Annotated in this window: 15 protein-coding genes and 1 tRNA gene; 7 read left to right on the top strand and 9 right to left on the bottom strand. The window is 34.0% G+C overall.

Annotated elements, in window-relative coordinates; translation table 11 throughout:
- Position 1: 1 nt before the first annotated feature.
- On the top strand, positions 2 to 2,449 hold the full coding sequence (locus CJ739_RS15220) for a hypothetical protein (RefSeq protein WP_117176828.1): 2,448 nt from the start codon (positions 2 to 4) through the stop codon (positions 2,447 to 2,449).
- Positions 2,450 to 3,027: 578 nt separating this feature from the next.
- Complete coding sequence (locus CJ739_RS15215) at positions 3,028 to 3,558, top strand: BfmA/BtgA family mobilization protein (protein WP_117176826.1); 531 nt, start codon at positions 3,028 to 3,030, stop codon at positions 3,556 to 3,558.
- 206 nt (positions 3,559 to 3,764) lie between these two features.
- On the opposite strand, the gene CJ739_RS15210 is transcribed toward CJ739_RS15215, so the two are convergent.
- Both CJ739_RS15210 and CJ739_RS15205 read right to left on the bottom strand, forming a co-directional pair.
- Positions 3,765 to 4,313 (bottom strand): RNA polymerase sigma-70 factor, encoded by a 549-nt coding sequence (locus CJ739_RS15210; protein ID WP_117176824.1) that lies wholly within the window; start codon positions 4,311 to 4,313, stop codon positions 3,765 to 3,767.
- Positions 4,310 to 4,741: a hypothetical protein gene (locus tag CJ739_RS15205; RefSeq protein WP_117176822.1), complete on the bottom strand. Its 432-nt coding sequence runs from the start codon at positions 4,739 to 4,741 to the stop codon at positions 4,310 to 4,312. Before CJ739_RS15205 ends, CJ739_RS15210 begins: the two co-directional genes overlap by 4 nt.
- A gap of 303 nt (positions 4,742 to 5,044) precedes the next feature.
- Here CJ739_RS15205 and CJ739_RS15200 point away from each other — a divergent pair, with 303 nt between their 5' ends.
- From CJ739_RS15200 to CJ739_RS15185, 4 genes are all read left to right on the top strand, one after another.
- A complete protein-coding gene (locus CJ739_RS15200; RefSeq protein ID WP_117176820.1) occupies positions 5,045 to 5,296 on the top strand; it encodes a helix-turn-helix domain-containing protein in 252 nt (83 codons plus the stop codon).
- A gap of 657 nt (positions 5,297 to 5,953) precedes the next feature.
- Positions 5,954 to 8,065, top strand: a complete 2,112-nt coding sequence (locus CJ739_RS15195; protein WP_117176818.1) for an AAA family ATPase — start codon at positions 5,954 to 5,956, stop codon at positions 8,063 to 8,065.
- A gap of 1 nt (position 8,066) precedes the next feature.
- Positions 8,067 to 9,506 (top strand): McrC family protein, encoded by a 1,440-nt coding sequence (locus CJ739_RS15190; RefSeq protein WP_117176816.1) that lies wholly within the window; start codon positions 8,067 to 8,069, stop codon positions 9,504 to 9,506.
- A gap of 148 nt (positions 9,507 to 9,654) precedes the next feature.
- On the top strand, positions 9,655 to 10,362 hold the full coding sequence (locus tag CJ739_RS15185) for a hypothetical protein (RefSeq protein ID WP_117176814.1): 708 nt from the start codon (positions 9,655 to 9,657) through the stop codon (positions 10,360 to 10,362).
- A 250-nt stretch (positions 10,363 to 10,612) separates the two neighbouring features.
- Here CJ739_RS15185 and CJ739_RS15175 read toward each other — a convergent pair whose 3' ends face one another.
- The 4 genes from CJ739_RS15175 to trxB form a co-directional block, all read right to left on the bottom strand.
- Positions 10,613 to 11,884 carry a site-specific integrase gene (locus CJ739_RS15175; protein ID WP_117176810.1) on the bottom strand — a complete coding sequence of 424 codons (1,272 nt, stop codon included), beginning with the start codon at positions 11,882 to 11,884 and terminating at the stop codon, positions 10,613 to 10,615.
- 214 nt (positions 11,885 to 12,098) lie between these two features.
- Positions 12,099 to 12,172 (bottom strand) — tRNA-Pro (locus tag CJ739_RS15170).
- 2 nt (positions 12,173 to 12,174) lie between these two features.
- A complete protein-coding gene (locus CJ739_RS15165) occupies positions 12,175 to 12,417 on the bottom strand; it encodes a GIY-YIG nuclease family protein (RefSeq protein WP_205419369.1) in 243 nt (80 codons plus the stop codon).
- Positions 12,418 to 12,713: 296 nt separating this feature from the next.
- Positions 12,714 to 13,694, bottom strand: a complete 981-nt coding sequence (gene trxB, locus CJ739_RS15160; RefSeq protein WP_117179038.1) for a thioredoxin-disulfide reductase — start codon at positions 13,692 to 13,694, stop codon at positions 12,714 to 12,716.
- A 168-nt stretch (positions 13,695 to 13,862) separates the two neighbouring features.
- Between trxB and CJ739_RS15155 the strand changes: the two genes are divergently transcribed.
- Positions 13,863 to 14,309, top strand: a complete 447-nt coding sequence (locus CJ739_RS15155; protein ID WP_117176808.1) for a hypothetical protein — start codon at positions 13,863 to 13,865, stop codon at positions 14,307 to 14,309.
- 61 nt (positions 14,310 to 14,370) lie between these two features.
- Here CJ739_RS15155 and CJ739_RS15150 read toward each other — a convergent pair whose 3' ends face one another.
- The 3 genes from CJ739_RS15150 to CJ739_RS15140 all read right to left on the bottom strand — a co-directional run bounded on the left by CJ739_RS15150 (position 14,371) and on the right by CJ739_RS15140 (position 17,409).
- Complete coding sequence (locus CJ739_RS15150) at positions 14,371 to 15,039, bottom strand: bifunctional 4-hydroxy-2-oxoglutarate aldolase/2-dehydro-3-deoxy-phosphogluconate aldolase (protein WP_117176806.1); 669 nt, start codon at positions 15,037 to 15,039, stop codon at positions 14,371 to 14,373.
- A 19-nt stretch (positions 15,040 to 15,058) separates the two neighbouring features.
- Complete coding sequence (locus CJ739_RS15145) at positions 15,059 to 16,276, bottom strand: 6-phosphofructokinase (protein ID WP_117176804.1); 1,218 nt, start codon at positions 16,274 to 16,276, stop codon at positions 15,059 to 15,061.
- Between the two features lie 92 nt (positions 16,277 to 16,368).
- A complete protein-coding gene (locus CJ739_RS15140; protein WP_117176802.1) occupies positions 16,369 to 17,409 on the bottom strand; it encodes a sugar kinase in 1,041 nt (346 codons plus the stop codon).
- Positions 17,410 to 17,448 lie beyond the last annotated feature (39 nt).

Raw genomic sequence — 17,448 nt, 5'->3', positions numbered from 1 at the left:
CATGAAAAAACTTATCCTTTTTTTTGTTTTTAGCTTATTTCTGACCACAGGTTTTGCTCAGGTCACTTCTCAAGGGATGAAATATCAGGCTATAGCCAGAGATCTTTCTGGGAATATTTTAGCAGAGCAACAAGTTTCTTTAATTGTTAATCTACATAGCAGTAATAAAAATGCTCTAAAAATTTATTATTCTGAAGAACATACAATTATAACCAATCAATTTGGTCTTTTTTCGCTTGTAATTGGAGAGGGTGAAAAAGGCAAAGGAAATTTTATTAATATACCTTGGAGCAATGATGATATTTGGATGGAAATAGCTATTAAATATGGGAATGACAGCAGTTATTCTACAATAAGCGATAGTAAATTGCTCTCAGTTCCTTATGCCTTTCATGCCAATACGGCATCAAAACTCACAATGAACGGTAATAATATTGGAAATAATAATTTGAATACAGGAACTGCACATGGGGTTCCTGCAAATGTTTGGTCGCTTCAAGGTAATAGGAATTCAAATCCAGAAATTGATAAATTAGGAACTACCGATACTGCTGGTTTGAGTATTGTAACAAATGATATTGAGCGTATTGAAGTAACAACAGATAGTATTAAATTTAAACTCCCAACCAAATTTTTAGAGCCAAGTACGTTTACAGAATTATATGTTGAAGGAAATACTTTTTTAAATACAAAAGATGGCGAAACCATTAACTACGGTAATTTTACCGTTGAGAACCAAAGCCCTACTATGCTTACTGGTGAATTAAATGTAGGCACAAGTGATTTAAATAGCATTACCAATTTAAATGGACAGGTTACAATAAATGCAACTTTTTCCAATAGCCTTCAAAATAATATTAACACCTATCCTTTAAGAGTTTCAGGTAGTGGGCAGGGCATTGCAATTACAGTAAATGACGAAGACCCTGGCTGGGATAATAACTTCGTGACATTCTTTAGTGGCGATGGAGAGGCCGTTGGAAGGATTGAAGGTGGTACAAAATTGGCCAGACAAACAGTAATTGATATCATTGATGCTATTCAAGCTGGTGACCCCAATATTGTTATTAGCGGTGTGTCTTATGCATTTGATAGTACAGAAGACTTAAAGGGACTGTATTCTGCGCATATAGAGCCTAACAAAGAGTTTTTTGTAGGTTATGCTGAAAGAACCTTGGAAGTATGGAAATCTTCAGGTAAGTTATTAATTAATGTGATTCCTGCTATTTTTACAGTATGTGTTGAGGATTGTGATGACCCCTTTGCGGAAATTTGGGCTGTTATAGTTGCGGCTACTAAAAGAAAGGCGTTTTTATTAAAGCATGTTATAAATGTTGGTAAAGGTGGTGGAGTAAGTTTTGAATCTGGTGGTGCTGATTATGCCGAGTGGTTAAAAAAAGCCAATCGGAATGAAACAATTACCTATGGTGAAGTTGTTGGAATAAAAAATGGCGTTATTTCGAAAACATTTGTTGAAGCAGATCAATTTATGGCCATTACAAGCAATCCGATAATTGTAGGTGCCATGCCTAAAAAAGGATTTGAAGATAATTATGAAAAAGTAGCGCTTATGGGTCAAGTCCCCATTTTGGTTATTGGCGAAACTCAAATGGGAGATTATATCTTACCTTCAGGAAAAGGAGATGGTACTGCAAAATCTATTGGCCCTGAGAAAATGTTAGCCAGCGACTATTCGAAAATTATTGGTGTAGCATGGTCAAAATCGGAAGTGAATGAAACTTTAAGTTATATAAATACAGCCGTTGGTTTCAATACCAATCAAATGGGGATGATGCTCAACAATATGCAATCTGTTATAAATATGATGCAGCATGAATTGGTGAAATTAAATCCTGAATACAAACCGGTACTATTTAATACCGCTGAAAATGCTTTGATTCAAACTACAAATAATAACAAAGAAACGTTTGGACTCACAAAAAGCGACTTAGAACAATTATTGAATTTACTTGAGAACGGCTCAATTGACGAAGAAGAATTGGAAATATTATTTGGGGACTCCAAAGCTGAAATAGAGAAAGCTTTAGTTACTATGGCAGATTGTGAAGATAAATGGATTATATCTAATTTAAGGTGTTGGATAAGAGACGTTATAGCAGATTGGGATAATTTTGATACTACAGGCATTAATGTTAATGACAATGTTGTTTTAAACTTACTTTTAGAATCAACATTTTTTCTTAGACATGTAAAAACTCGTTTAGAAAATAATGGTATGATGGATATATTTAATGAGATAAAGCCTGAAGATCTCGATTTTGATCCTGATATCCAAAATGTTGTGGAGACTATTCAAAATGGTGGCCTTTTAGATAATTTAAAGGAAGAAGGAATTTTACGACCAGAGCGATTAGGAGAAATTAATGATAAAATTATTAGAAGAATACATATACTCAAAGAACTCATAGGATTCTTGGGGTCAAACTAAATTAATAATTTAAAACAGAAAGCAAAATAGCTATTCCAAACACATGATGCTTCCCTCCTACGTCGTCGCATAAAAAGTGTTCCATTAACATTGTAGAAGAAACTTTTGAGAATAAATTTTTTCAAGAAATTATAGATAAACTTATGCTTTTACCAAAGCTCAAGTTACATAACGTGGTACATTATATTATATACAAATGAATCCATTTTATCATTAATGTTCACTTTATTTAACGTTCATTATTCATGAACAATTCAAATATGTGAACACACTTTCATGGTGAAACAACTTGAAAAAGAAAAGATGCAATTCTATTTTGATTATTAACTAAGAATAGTATTCCCCAATAATAAGTTATAAACCCATTAAATTTACAACCATAAAGTGTCTAGAAAAGTGGAAATATGAATTTAGAAAGGAATAGCAAGAGGGTAACACGCTGCGCGATGTTACTGATTCACATTTATTTGATATTCAATTAATTAAACCATGAATTTCTTTGCTGTTTCTTAAATTTGCAGTAAATTCGATTTTCACCCCAGTAAAACCAATGTTTCATTGTAACAATCCAATAAATTATGGATGATTTTAATACGATTCGGCTAAAGAGAAAAACCATTGATAAATTTAAAAAATATTCTAAAAAAACAAGTCCAAGTTATTCCGAAACGCTGGATTTTATGATTGCCTTTTTTGAGGACAACCATCTATCTCCCTATGACACCTTAAGAACGGGCACTACGTCTTTATCCAATATATTGGACAAGCGCATGGATGCCATTGTCTCCATTCTAAAAAATGTTGAAGAAACCCAATTGAAGCCAACCAAGAAAATGCTTGAATCTTTATTTGAGGAAGTGGAAGATATGCAACCTTTGAAAACCGAAAAAAAAGACTTCCCAGAACCAAAATTAATCACGGAAAAAGAAGAACTCACTTATTACCGTGATGCCTATTTTAAAAAGCAGACCGAGCTCCATGAGCTTAAGCATAGATTCAAGGATATGGTCGAAAAATTCAAACCAGTAAAACATACCTTTAGTACCAATTCCTATGTCATGAAAATAACCGAACAGGAATACATGGCATTGAAAAACGGTATGGCTTAAACTGTTTTCTACCGCACCCGCTTTGGGCGGGCTTGCTGCGTTTTTAAAGCGATGGATTCCCCTCGCTCAGTTTGGAACTAACACAAAAAAACGGTTTTTAATCACAGCCCCTGAATCCATCACTTTAAAAACGGTTGCCCTGTTGGCGTAAAAACCCTATTTCCATGCAACCGTGGAAAGTGGTCTTAATGGTGTTATGGGACTAGCTAGCCAACAGCCCAAAAACCCAGAACCTGCCTTAAAAAACCAAGAAGCTTTCTTAATTTTCGGTATGCCACTTTTTTATGGTCTTTCACCGTATTGACAGAGATGGACAGTGCCTTGGCGATCTCATCGTTTGTATAATCTTTGATGCTGAGCCTTATCACCTGGGCTGCTTTGACCGGTAGTGCCCTGATGGCGTCTTCTATGATAACGGTAGTTTCCACGATTACGGCCTCGGACATAAGGAATTCTTCCGTGCCATAGATTTCCATGTTTTCCTGTCCATAACGCTCTGTGAGCAGATGCTGTTTGCTCTTAAGGTGGTTGAGACATTTATTCCTTACGGCTTTATAAAAATATCCCGTGGTATGACCTTCATCATGAAAAACGGTTCTGTCTTCCCATACCTTGATAAATACCTCCTGAACGATGTCTTTTGAAGTTTCCAAACTATCGAGGTACTTGTATGCGAACACGCATAGTTGTGGATACAGGCTCTTAAAAAGTTTGTTGTAGTCCTTAAGTGTCAGTTCTTTTCCGCCTTGCTTCATGGCTTTGTGCCTTCCCTGCCAATAGCCACCACATCATTAGTTTCGATGCACCCTTTTATGTTCTTGGTCAGCGTATAGATGGATACCAGTTCCCTATTGGTAAAATATACGCTTGGTAACGATTCATAGAACGTGTCGAATTCCTTTCTTAATAAAAGCTGTGTTCCCGTGTTGTATGCCAGGTCGGTATATATAATGCCCATAACCTTGAGTGCCGTGCCACAGTGTTCTTTAACGGCATTGCTGAGGCTTGACCTCTCCAGCAATAGTGCCAGTGAGTCTAGAATATCGTGCTGTGGCAATATAAAGGAGTTGGGGTCTATAGGTTTCTTGTTGTCTTCCATGAGGGTCAGGTTTTGGGTTAATACATGCTTCTTTTTAATGTCTGCAAAGTTGAAGTTGCCTGAAAAACAAGGCCAATACTCCATTAATCCATTTGTATATAGAAACAAAAAAAAGGCATGGAACTCAGCTTACTGCATCAGAGGTACTGGTATACCGTGCTACAATAAGTGAGCCCACGCCCATTGAGAGACGAGAGTATCTTACTTATCATGTTCCTTTAAATTACCAGTTTTCCGTTCAAGATTCTAAGCGAATGTTTCTAAATATTTTAATTTGAATAATCACAAACACATCAATACTAGACAAATATAATAAAATTTCGGTTGTATACAACCTGATTATAAACAATCCTTTAAATATAATCTGATTGTTTTAATTTCATTCTCATGAAGACGCATAAGAAAAAAGAATATCATCCAGTTGTAGATGCCTTAGGAAAAAGGATAAAAAACACCATTAAATCAACTTCATTGGTACAAAAAGATGTGGCACATGATGCGAATATGGATGTCGAAAATCTCCGTAAGTACATGAGAGGAGACCAAGAAATGAAAATAAGCACCCTCATGAGAATCTCTCATGGGCTTAAGTTAACTGTTAGTGAACTCCTCGAAGGTATAGAAAAGGAAATTAATTAGAAATAAGTTAATAGAATTAAAAATTTGATCAATATCTTTTGACATTAATAATTTCATTCAATCATATTTACGAAAAAATAGTATATTCATTAAGAAATTTTCCCGCTTCAAGCTTTTTAGTTTTTTAATTTTGTTTCTCCATTATTACATTCAGCCTCTATAGAAAATTCAAAAACTACATATAACGCAAATCTTAGATTTCTATTTGTCTGTTAATCTTATAAAATTCCCTTTCAATACGCTCCCGTTTTCTTGTGAAGAGCGCATTGAAAGGGAATTCTATTTCAGCCCTGAAAAAATGTTGTTTTGGCTTGTTACTCCAATTGTTGCTTTTTTGTTTCAAATCGCTGCATGTAGGTTGCCTATATCCTACCTTAACTTGCTTAGCATTTAACGTTTGTAAGTAAACATTAAATGAAACCCAATTCGATTTACACTTTTGATTAATTAGAAAAAAAATAAAACTGTTTGATTGTTTATAAAATACTACTAAATTGCATAAAGAATTTTCTTCTTTTTATAGGGTGGTAAAATATGTTATGTACAAAAACATTCACATACCGTCAAATATGGTTGAGTAAGAATATAAAATCTCATTATATAAACAAATTAGAGGCTATGGTAGGACACCCACAACCAAAGAAAATTAAATCATAAATGAAACGAAAGTATTGGATATTATCTCCAAATGTTATGAATGGAGAAGATGAGGCGGACTGGAAAGACTCTATACAAGATTTAAAACGAGCATTTATTGGATATGACGACAAGCATCGTTTTGGTCAAATGTTTAAAAATGAAATTCGTATTGGCGATGTAATTCTTATTGCGCAAGGACAAAACTCAAATAAAAAATTCTTCTTGTGTGGAATTGTAGATTCTGAAGCAAGATATGAGTATGTGGACGGAACACCCAACACATCACAAAACCGAAAATTAAAATTTACAATTCCTAAAGAACGTCTAGACGAATTATGGCTTGACTTCAATGATAGCACTTGGGGAGAATCAAAACAACCTGCTACACTATATCATTTAAAACCCAACGAAGTTGAAGCAGACAATAAAATTGTGAACTCATTATCGGCTGAATTAAACAAACAAATTATCAAACAACTAATGGCAAACATAAAATTATCGGAAGAAAGACAATCTCAAATCAAAGCCCTTTGGAACAAATTCAAAAGTGAAACCAAAGAAGAAGATAAGAGATTTAATAATCAAGAGATTGACCATTTGATTACACAATGGAAACTATACAGGGATAAAATTGTAAATAACACATTAAGTTTAGACGATTACACAAATACTTTAGGAAGTGCTACAGCAACAATGCCCGGAGGCTATTTATGCAATTTTTTGGAACGTACAACTCGAACTGTTTTAGGTTCTTCTAAACCAGGTAATGCAGAAAATTTTGAAGTAAAACTTAATAATGACAACCAAACGTATTTTATCAAAAGTCAAAAAAAGCAGAATGCCACTCGACAAGAAGCGGAAACTTACTTCAACGACTACATCAAAAATCTATTTCGGAGCATTGCTTCGACATCTGACCCGTTAGAAAAAATACGTTTGGTAGAAGATACAGGTTATAGTGCTAAACAGATTTTGATGAAATTAACTGTTTTAGATAATCTATCAGACTTTTTATATATCTATTCTACACAATGGCTAGACGAATTATACAACGAATTTATTGATAGTGATTCCGAAGGAATTCTCACCAAAAACCATCACGTTTGTATTGTCGCAAAAAAACTATTAGGTATAAACGAACAGGACAAAGGCGAACTTATTTTACTCTCACGTTTTTTGTGGCGTTATGGAAATTCAAAAGCTATTGCTGACTTAAACAATCCAAACGTAATAATGTATGGACCACCAGGAACCGGTAAAACATATTCAGTAATCAATAGTTTGGATTTTGTTTGTCAAGGCGACAGTTCTAGATACGAAATATTACAGTTTCATCCGTCATTTACCTACGAAGATTTCATTGAAGGAATAAAACCCAAAGGTGTTTCAAAAGACGGAAATATCCGTTTTGAATTAGTAAACGGAGTTTTTAAGAACTTTTGCATTAAAGCTAAAAATAACCCTGAAAAGGCTTTTTATTTCGTAGTGGACGAAATAAATAGAGCCAATCTTTCAACTGTATTTGGAGAAACCTTATCACTTTTGGAAAAAGATTATCGCCACGACAGCAAAAACAATAAGAATTTACTTAGAACTCAATATTCAACTCTTATTGAAGATTTAATTAACGAAGACAGCGAAAAATATAAACATTTAGCTTACTGTATTGATAATAATGAGGTGAAATTTGGTGTTCCTGAAAATGTGTTTTTCATAGGAATGATGAATGATGTTGACAAAAGCATTGACGCTTTCGATTTAGCACTTCGCAGAAGATTTAAGTGGATAAGAAAAGATTGCGATTACGAAGTAATTGAAGAAGAAACACGTTTTAGAGGCAAAGAGGAATTTAGCAATATTGGTCAATATATAAAATCTTGCGAAAAATTAAACAATTATATTTCTAATGAATTGGGATTAGGCAAATCGTATGAATTTGGTCATTCCTTTTTTATGAAGATAAGCGGCATTTCTAAACGAAAAGAAATTACCCCAAACAATGTAGAAGTTTTATTCAACTTGTATCTACGCCCAACATTGAAAGAATATTTAAGAGCTGTATTTGCGGAAAGTGAATTAGACAATAAGTTAGATGAAGCCTTGAATAAATTTAAAGAAACATTGAAATAAAATGAGAATTAGCGTACCTGTCAATCATAATTTTTACGAAGAAGCACCTATTCCAGAAGCGGATTTGGGGAATATTTTCAACGTAAAAAGGTCAGGCGTTAAATATTTGCAACAAATATTTTCTTCTGTTTATGAGTTAAAACTTGGAGCAGAACAACTAAAGCAAGTCAAAGTATTCAATTTCAAACGTAATCGTTTTTTTGAGCAAGACGAAGAACGTCTTATTCTAAAACTTTATTCCAAAGAAAAGGAAGGAAAAGAGAAAGAATATTTTATTCAGACTGGTTTATACGCTGGTGTTCTTTTTCACAAGGGTTGTAAAATCAATATTACAACAAAGTATGGTGACACTTTTTTAAAGCGTATGCTCAATTTAGTAAATGATATTTATGTTGATAACGAGCAAATCAACGCTAAAAAGGACGAAACAGAAAATCAGTTTTTGTTTATAATAGCTCACTTATTTATTCAATCATTAGAAAAAGCTGTTGTCTTAGGTTTACCACAACAATACCAAAAACATCAAGAAAGAAGCCACAAAGTAAGAGGCAGTATAGACTTTAACGACTACTTAAAAAGAGATATTCCGTTTCAGGGAAAACTAACTACAACTTTCAGAGAGCGAATGTATGTTCAGGAAATCGTAGATGTTCTATATTTAGCATTGAGAAAATTAGAAAATGTTTTTGGAAAAGAAATTCACAGCCGCTTACTTGGATTGAACCAACAATTAAAACAGCAGTATTCGGGACGTTTTGTAAGCTATGAAACAATACGAAAAGCTAAAACACATCAAACGATATACAATCCAATGTATCGTGGTTTTAAAAAAGTATTGGAGTATGCCGAAATAATTTTGCTAAATAAAGATTTAATGCTCAATAATGAAAGGCAAGATATAGCAACAACAGGCTACCTATTTGACATTGCAGAATTGTATGAACTATATCTTGAAAAACTTTTAAATAGAAACTTCCCCGAATGGTTTGTAAGCGGTCAAGTAGAAATTCCAATTTATCAAAAACAATTCTATCGCAGGTCTATGTTTCCAGATTTAATAATGACACATAAAACAAGCGGGAAAATTATTGCTCTTGATGCAAAATTCAAAAAAATGGAAATGCAGAGCAAAGACATTGATAGAGCGGATTTGCATCAAATACATTCTTATTCTGGTTATTATCAGGACGATTTAATCGCAAGCGGTTTGATTTACCCATTATCAAAGAAAATAGACTTTGAATATTCTCATACTGAAACTTTATATGGTGATAATAATAATGAAGTTCACTTTGTGGTTGATGGAGTCTTTGTTTTTGAAAATCAAACGATGGGAGAACTTATTGAAAACGAAAATGAATTTATAAAACGAATTTCACATTTGACGAATAGACACGTAAATCACAATCTGCAACAGCAGTTTTGCGTCAGGCGGGGCTAACGGCTTCTTATGAAAATTTGTGCTAAATTTAAACTGTTTGCCTCATATAAGGTGCAGTGCTAAAAATCCCCTGACTGGGTGTAGCTGAGAAAAGTTAGAGGCAAGTTTGTGGACTAAAAAAGAGAGACCGAGAGGTTAACTACAAAAGATGTATAATATAACCCTTATTGGTACTATACATTTGGAAAATGGACAATGTAATTCTGATGAATTGCACAAGATTATCGAACCTATAAATCCCGAGGTGATTTTTGATGAATTGACGACCCGTTTTTCTGATATGTATTATAGCGACTCGTTTGATATGTATTGTGCCAACAACATTTTGCTTAATCGGCATCCTCCAGTAGTACCTCTTGAAGTAAAATGTATCAAAAGATATAAAGAAAACTATAACATTAAAATTTTTCCTGTCGATATTGATGTAACCCAAAAATTATCTAAATACCAACAGGAAATTCACTTTATGATTCATACATTCTTCAAATACGAAGATTATAAAAAGTTAGATAATGAGAAAGAGGCTTTGATAGCACAGGAAGGTTTTCATTTTCTCAATAGCAATAAATTTTTAGACTTATTAAATGAAAAGGAGGTTCTAGAAAAAAATATTATGGAATCTGAAATCCAGAAGAATAGATTACTTAATATTTACAAATTATTTCACGCAGAACAATACGATAATCGCGAAAACGCAATGCTTCAGAATATTTACAATTACAGCAAAGGAAACCAATATAATCAAGCAGTGTTTTTAATTGGTGCCGAACATAAAAAGTCAATAATGCGAAAAATTACAGAGTACGAAAAACTATCAGAAATTAAATTGAATTGGACAATTTATGGCAACAAATAGAAAACCTGCCTCTAACACCGCATTTGCTAAATACCTGTTTTTTTTAGTAAGTTGTAGCATTTTTCAAACCAAGAAAATTCTATCTCAGCGGAAAAAACTCTGCCCCTATTTCTGCTCCTATTCAATGCGAGAAACGTTGTGTGTAATTTTGCCACGTCCCGAAGACTCCTAGCCTTCATATAAATAATAAAATTCCCTTTCAATACGCTCCCGTTTTCTTGTGAAGAGCGCATTGAAAGGGAATTCAATTTCAGCCCTGAAAAAATGTTGTTTTGGTTTGTTGTTCTGATTGTTGCTTTTTTGTTTCAAATCGCTGTAATAGGTTGCCTATGTCCTCGCTTATCTTGGTTTCCACTACCCTAGCATAGATTTGTGTGGTCGATAGCTTGCTGTGTCCCAAAAGCTTTGATACGGTTTCTAAAGGCACGCCATTGGATAGCATGACAGTCGTAGCAAACGTGTGTCTGGCGACATGGAAGGTCAGATTCTTATGGATGCCGCAGTCCTTGGCTATATCCTTTAAATAAACATTGATTTTCTGATTGGAATAAAGTGGCAATACATTTTCACCATTCATATATTCTGAAAACGTTTTGTACTTATTTATGATTTCTAAAGCTTTAGGTAAAATGGGAATCTTAACCGTTTCATTTGTTTTTTCCCGTTTGGTAAAAATCCAATAGTTATTATCAATACCTCTAGAGATATGATTGCTTTTAAGCATCTTAACATCAACATAAGACAGCCCTGTATAACATGAAAACAAAAAACAATCCTTAACCCGTTCCAATGCCTCTTTTGTGAAAAGCGTACTTTCAATTCGTTCCAGTTCCCTTTCCGAAAGATACTGTCTATCAAATTTTTTGAATTTAAGCTGAAAAAGTTGAAATGGGTTTTTATTTATCCATTCCAATTTGCAGGCAAGATTTATCATTTTTTTTAAGCGTTCCAAATGCTTCATCACACCGTTATTGGTTAAGGTCAATTCGTTTTTCGAATTCCTGCTGTTCCTTAAAAAAATCTCAAAATCACAAATGAACCTATGGTTTAGTTGCTTTAAATAAATATCATTTGTCTTTAGTTCATCAGCTAAAAATGTATATAGGTATTTTTCAGTAGTGTAATAATTCTTCATGGTGCCGAACTTTAAAACATCAACCATGTTTGTATTATGGTATTTGATAATATCCCTTAAAGTCTTATGGTTTTCATCTTCACCCAAGTATCTTGCCTTTACGGCAGTGGCAGAAACCATTTTACCTTCCGCAAATAATTGTTTTTGGCAATCCAATAATTTACTATGTACCTCATCCAGATAGGCGTTTAAAAATCTTATTTTTGATGTATTTCCCCTACATTTTCCCTTATTATTATCCCAATCGTTAATTTGGACGATTCGTTTTAAACTAATTTCTGCCCGTTTTCCATTAATAGTAACACGTGCATAAATTGATAATTTATCTGCGGACTTGGATAATTTTCTTGTGAAGAAAAGTACTGAAAATGTGGTGTTTGTCTTCATTTTGCGAGTTTTAAGTTAAACAATTTTGGTTGTAAAACAAAAGTCAAATTGCTCTTAAAAGCTCTTTAAAATTACGACAATTTTGATAAGAAGTGATTCACCGAATTGTACACCTTTTTGTTGATTTCAATTGATTTCAAATGATATCAAAAAAAATTAAAACACTGAAAATCATATAATTAACAGTGTTCTAATTTTATAAAAATAGGGTTCGTCGGGATGACAGGATTTGAACCTGCGACCACACGGCCCCCAGCCGTGTACGCTACCGGACTGCGCCACATCCCGAATTAATTTTCCAACAGGTATCTTTTTATACCTCGCTTTTTTATTTTTCGTTCCAATTGCACCGCCTCTGATCGAGAGTTACAATTATAATACTTTTTCAGTTCCCAAGGTATTCCCCTGGATGTAAATTTCTTCCCTCCACTATTGTGGACTTTTAAGCGCTTTGACAAATCATTAGTCTGCCCTACATAATACCTATTTATACTTTCGCTGTAAATGATATAAACAACATATTGCAAAACCATTATTTTTTTTGGCGACCATCACGCCATCGGCGTGATACGCTACCGGACTGCGCCACATCCCGAAATTACATTTAAGTGATGACTATCACTAAATAGTTAATCATGGTTTATGGAAGTTCTAACTGTGATAAAGTGTCGTTTATCGTGAACTTTCCGAAGGGCCACATCCCGTTTAAAATTTGGTGCAAAGAAAACACATTTTATTAAAAAATTAAAAATAAAATGCATAAAGAATACCTATAAAAAAATAAAAGCCGAAGCAAAGTCCGGCTTGTACATATAATAAAAGTTGTTATTTAATTATAAGTTGATGTAGAAACTTCAAACGTAGCGTCTTTACCTGCTAAATAACGTTCTGCATCAAGCGCAGCCATACATCCTGTTCCAGCAGCGGTAACGGCTTGTCTGTAAACATGATCTGCAGCGTCACCCGACACAAATACGCCTTCAATATTAGTTTTTGAAGTTCCGGGTACATTTATAATATAGCCTGTTTCATCTAAATTTAAAAAACCTTTAAATATATCTGTGTTTGGTTTATGACCAATTGCTACAAAAAATCCTGTTGCGGGAATTACGTGTTTTTCATTGGTTTTATTATTAAAAGCCCTTACACCTGTAACTACTTGTCCGTCACCTAAAACCTCATCAGTTTCCGTATTAAACAATATTTCGATATTTGGTGTGTTCTTAACCCTGTTAGCCATAATTTTTGACGCTCTAAATTCATCACGTCTTACCAACATGGTTACTTTTTTACATAATTTAGAAAGATAGTGCGCCTCTTCACAAGCCGAATCGCCAGCACCTACAATAACTACTTCTTGATTTCTATAAAAGAACCCATCACAAACAGCACAAGCTGAAACACCGCCTCCTAATTTTAAATATTTCTGTTCAGAATCTAAACCTAAATATTTAGCAGATGCTCCTGTTGAAATAATAACTGTATCACAATGAATTTCCTTAGTTTCATTAACCCATACTTTATGTACATCGCCCGAGAAATCTACTTTAGTAACCCAGCCATCACGCACATCGGTTTCAAAGCGTTCTGCTTGCTTTTGTAACTCCAACATCATTTCTGGTCCTGTGATACCATCTGGATACCCAGGGAAATTTTCAACTTCATTGGTCGTTGTTAATTGACCTCCTGGTTGGGTTCCTTGATATAAAACGGGCTTCATGTTGGCTCTAGCGGCATAAATCGCTGCGGTATATCCTGCTGGTCCCGAACCAATTATTAAACATTTTACTTTTTCAATTGTATCTGACATAATCACTATTAATTTTAATCTTAACAAAAGTAGAATTTTTGACTCAAAACTTGCATTAAAATTATCAAAAGATATTATCATCGTATAAGTACTTATTATCCAATATTTTATTTCTCCCGTTTTTTTCGTAACTTGTAGTAGTATGATTATTAATTAAACTCTTCATTTATGAAAACATTTATACTTATTTTCTGTACGTCCTTTATATTTTCCTGTAACAACAATAAAAACGTTGAACAGCCTATAAAAGAACATTCTTTAGAAGGTGCATGGGAATTAGTTAGCTTTTTGAACTATAAACAAGATGGTTCTGTAGATACTATAAAATCTTCCAACGTATACAAACAAATGAAGATGTTTTCTAAAACTAAGATTATGTGGAGCAGATTACGGGCATGGGACTCTTTAGACTGGTTTGGAGTTGGAGATTATACTTTTAAAGATGGTACATTAACCGAAGTTTTAGATTATGGTTCTCATGCTATGAGTAGCCGTATAAAAGCAAAAAAGAAATTTATTTTCGATATAACAATTGACGAAAACTCATTTACCCAAGTTGAAATTGATAGCTTAGGTCACCCTATATATGCCGAAAATTACAAACGCGTGGAATAAAAAAAGCCAAACTATTAAGTTCAGCTTTTTCCTTTTATAAAAATTATAATAACTTGTTCAATTATTTTCTAACAGCTTTAACAATTGCAAGTGCATTTCTTACGTCTTGCTCTAGTTTTGCATAATCCTTGTTAGCTATAATGTCTTTAGAAATTAACTGAGATCCCATACCTACACAAGTTACACCAGCATCAAACCAACCTTTTAGATTTTCTTCTGTTGGAGATACACCACCTGTAGGCATAATGCTTGTCCAAGGTTGTGGTCCTTTTATTCCTTTTACGAATTGTGGCCCGTAAATATCACCAGGGAAAAGTTTTACTATTTCGCAACCTAACTCTTCTGCTCTAGCTATTTCGGTTAATGTTCCACAGCCTGGAGACCATAATACTTTTTTACGGTTACAAGCAATGGCGATATCCTCTCTTAAAACAGGAGTTACTATAAAGTTTGCTCCTAAAGCCATGTATAAAGATGCTGCAGCTCCATCGGTAACAGAACCAACACCCATGATCATGCCTGGTAATTCTTTAATAGCATATTTGGTTAATTCACCAAAAACCTCGTGAGCAAAATCACCACGCGCCGTAAATTCCATTAATCTTGCGCCACCATCGTAGCAAGCTTTTAATACCCTTTTACTTAACTCAATGTCATTATGAAAAAACAAAGGAATCATCCCTGTATCTTTCATGGCTTGAGCTACTTCTAATCTTGAAAATTGTGCCATTTTTATTGTTTTTATTTTTTTAATTCCAGTTTAATATTTTCTTAAAATCATATGCCTCTGGATTGGGGACATATTTTTTTGCTTGTTGGTAATCTTTCTCTTGAATATAGAATAAATTATTGATGAACAGTTGTGCCATATCAGAATTGATGTCTACCAACCGTGGTGGAATCTTTCCGTTTTCATCCTCAAAATCCTTTAAAAATAACGGTGTAATATCTCCCCTTGAGTTTGCACTAACAATACAACCTGAAATACCTTGGTCATACAATTTTTTAACGCCTATACCTAGTAGGGTACACAAAGTTAAATCGAATGCAATGGGATTACAACATCTTAATTCGTAACCAAGTTCTACTGGTCTTGATTTTACGACTAGTCCCAGTTCCTTTAATTTAACTTGTAATAAATAGTTAAAGATATGCGATTTACTGACGTTACCTAATTCTGGATGCCCATGATCATCATACGTAAAGTTTATACCTGAATTTATGATTTCTTTTTCATCCATAAAATGAAAAACGCCTTCACTTACCAAAGCGACCCCATATTCAACACCTTCTAATTTACATTTAACGATTGAAGAAATAATCATATTGATTATCTTATCGAATGTAATCGTTGTTTTGTTAAACATTTCTGGGATAATCATCATTTGAAAGTGACAAGCCGAAGCAATTCCGAAAGCTAAATGACCTGCAGAACGACCCATGGCCGACATAACAAACCAATTTTCGCTAGTTCTGGCATCTTCATAAACCGTATTACCTATACGAACACCTTCATCTTTTGCTGTATGAAAACCAAATGTTGGGTTTCTATCTGGCAAAGGCAAATCGTTATCTATGGTTTTTGGAACATGGACGTGTGCAACCGATAAATCCTGGGTTTGAAGATACTTTGTTAATCTATTAGCGGTTGAAGCTGTATCGTCTCCACCAATAGTTACCAATAATTTTACATTATTTTTTTTGAAAAAATCAGCTTTAAAATCGCTGTCTTTGGGTTTGAATCTACTCATGATCAAAGTAGAACCTCCACGACTAAAAATACGATCGGCATGATGGAAATCAAAAATTTTCACTTCGGGATTCTCTGAAAGTAGCCCTTGGTATCCATGATGAACGCCTATAACCTCATACCCATCTTTCATAAAGGTTTTAGCAACCGTACTTATAACAGTATTAATACCTGGTGCAGGACCGCCACCACAAATAATCGCAATTGATTTTTTCATACACTATTAAGAATCTTAAAGATTTAGTTGAAGCCAAAGAATAAATTTAAAAAGCCTGCAAGGTTTTGAAAATCTTGCAGGCTATAAATTTATTATCGAGCAACTCTACCTGATGCATCACCACCCATAAGTTTGGTTACTTCATCAACAGTTACTAAGTTAGCATCACCTTTAATAGTGTGTTTTAAACAAGATGCCGCTACGGCAAAATCTAAAGCATTTTGATCGTTATCTGGATACGTTAATAATCCATATATTAAACCACCCATAAATGAATCTCCACCACCTACTCTATCAACAATATCGGTAATTTGGTATTGACGGGTTTGTAACATTTGTTTACCATCATATAAAACCCCAGCCCATGTGTTGTGAGATGCAGAAATAGAACCTCTTAACGTTGTGATTACTTTTTTAGCTCTTGGGAATTTTTTCATCATTTGTTGACAAACCGATAAGAAAGCTTCAGCCTTCACATCATGTCCATGCGTTTGAACTGCTGCTCCTTCTGGCTTAATGCCAAAGTGCATTTCAGCATCTTCTTCGTTACCAAGAATAACATCACAATAAGAAGTTAATTCAGTCATGATAGCTTCACGGTCTCCACCGTATTTCCATAACTTTGCACGGTAATTTAAGTCGGTTGAAATAGTAACACCTAATTTGCTAGCCGCTTTAACAGCTTCTAAACAAACATCGGCAGAACTTTGGGAAATAGCTGGTGTAATACCTGTCCAGTGGAACCACTCTACACCTTTAAATACTTCTTCCCAATTAATCATACCAGATTGAATTGTAGCCATAGAAGAGTGTGCTCTGTCATAAACGACTTTACTACCTCTAGATACCGCTCCTGTTTCCAAAAAATATATACCTAAACGGTCTCCACCCCAAACAATTTTATCTACACCAACACCTCTTTTACGCATTTCCATCATCGCACATTCACCAATGTCATTTTTAGGTAAACGGGTTATAAAATCTACAGAAATACCATAATTTGCTAATGATACTGCTACGTTAGATTCTCCACCGCCATAAACAACATCAAAATTGTCTGCTTGAGAAAATCTTAAAAATCCTTGAGGTGCTAATCGTAGCATGATCTCACCAAATGTAACTACTCTACTCATGTTATTAAATTATAAATTTAGTTAAATTAAATTTTGCTT

Origin of the sequence: Mariniflexile sp. TRM1-10 (assembly GCF_003425985.1) — a bacterium.
Classification (GTDB): Bacteria; Bacteroidota; Bacteroidia; order Flavobacteriales; family Flavobacteriaceae; genus Mariniflexile.
Note: the sequence above shows the minus strand (reverse complement) of the source record. Positions and strands in the feature narration are given on the sequence as shown.

Excerpts from the sequence above, each read along its gene's own strand:
- CJ739_RS15220 (WP_117176828.1), top strand. The coding sequence starts at position 2 with ATGAAAAAACTTATCCTTTTTTTTGTTTTTAGCTTATTTCTGACCACA.
- CJ739_RS15215 (WP_117176826.1), top strand. The coding sequence starts at position 3,028 with ATGGATGATTTTAATACGATTCGGCTAAAGAGAAAAACCATTGATAAA.
- CJ739_RS15210 (WP_117176824.1), bottom strand. The coding sequence starts at position 4,313 with ATGAAGCAAGGCGGAAAAGAACTGACACTTAAGGACTACAACAAACTT.
- CJ739_RS15205 (WP_117176822.1), bottom strand. The coding sequence starts at position 4,741 with ATGGAGTATTGGCCTTGTTTTTCAGGCAACTTCAACTTTGCAGACATT.
- CJ739_RS15200 (WP_117176820.1), top strand. The coding sequence starts at position 5,045 with ATGAAGACGCATAAGAAAAAAGAATATCATCCAGTTGTAGATGCCTTA.
- CJ739_RS15195 (WP_117176818.1), top strand. The coding sequence starts at position 5,954 with ATGAAACGAAAGTATTGGATATTATCTCCAAATGTTATGAATGGAGAA.
- CJ739_RS15190 (WP_117176816.1), top strand. The coding sequence starts at position 8,067 with ATGAGAATTAGCGTACCTGTCAATCATAATTTTTACGAAGAAGCACCT.
- CJ739_RS15185 (WP_117176814.1), top strand. The coding sequence starts at position 9,655 with ATGTATAATATAACCCTTATTGGTACTATACATTTGGAAAATGGACAA.
- CJ739_RS15175 (WP_117176810.1), bottom strand. The coding sequence starts at position 11,884 with ATGAAGACAAACACCACATTTTCAGTACTTTTCTTCACAAGAAAATTA.
- CJ739_RS15165 (WP_205419369.1), bottom strand. The coding sequence starts at position 12,417 with ATGGTTTTGCAATATGTTGTTTATATCATTTACAGCGAAAGTATAAAT.
- trxB (WP_117179038.1), bottom strand. The coding sequence starts at position 13,694 with ATGTCAGATACAATTGAAAAAGTAAAATGTTTAATAATTGGTTCGGGA.
- CJ739_RS15155 (WP_117176808.1), top strand. The coding sequence starts at position 13,863 with ATGAAAACATTTATACTTATTTTCTGTACGTCCTTTATATTTTCCTGT.
- CJ739_RS15150 (WP_117176806.1), bottom strand. The coding sequence starts at position 15,039 with ATGGCACAATTTTCAAGATTAGAAGTAGCTCAAGCCATGAAAGATACA.
- CJ739_RS15145 (WP_117176804.1), bottom strand. The coding sequence starts at position 16,276 with ATGAAAAAATCAATTGCGATTATTTGTGGTGGCGGTCCTGCACCAGGT.
- CJ739_RS15140 (WP_117176802.1), bottom strand. The coding sequence starts at position 17,409 with ATGAGTAGAGTAGTTACATTTGGTGAGATCATGCTACGATTAGCACCT.